Origin of the sequence: Bradyrhizobium sp. NBAIM08 (genome assembly GCF_020193935.1) — a bacterium.
Classification (GTDB): domain Bacteria; phylum Pseudomonadota; class Alphaproteobacteria; order Rhizobiales; family Xanthobacteraceae; genus Bradyrhizobium; species Bradyrhizobium yuanmingense.
Map to the genome: position 1 here is coordinate 1 of NZ_JADYVR010000219.1, position 463 is coordinate 463.

1 protein-coding gene is annotated in these 463 nt (G+C 74.5%); it reads right to left on the reverse strand.

What is annotated here, in order from left to right; translation table 11 throughout:
• Positions 1-463: hypothetical protein (locus I6F37_RS39205; protein WP_225154257.1), on the reverse strand; the 463-nt coding region annotated here is incomplete at both ends.

The following is a 463-nucleotide window of genomic DNA, read 5'->3' on the forward strand; positions in this document are numbered from 1 at the left end:
AGCCCGCCGCCTGGGCCGACAGCAGGATCTGGCCCGCGGTGCCGCTCGGGTCGGGCCGCAGGTCGCCGCCGTTGGCGTCGAGGAACGGAATCACGCCCTGGTACGAGAGCGTGAAGGTCTCCTCGCGGATCGCGAGCGGGTTGGGCGAGATCTCGACGCAGTAGTCGTTGTCGGGGACGCACTCGGTGCCCGCGCCCGAGAGCGACACGATGCGCGGCTGGTCGGCGCCGGCGGGGATCGCCGCGCCGTTCACGGTCAGCACCGGCGCGGTCAGCAGGCCGGGCGAGGTCGTGAGCGACGCGCTCTGGCGCGGGAAGTGCGCCTGCTCGAGGCCCACCGGCGGCGCCACGAGGTCCGACGTGCGGCACGGGCGGTCGGCGTCGAGGATCTCGATCACCTGCGTCTCCCCGGTGCGCAGGCCCACCATGGCGAAGAGCCCGCGCAGCGCGCGCGTGCCCGGGAT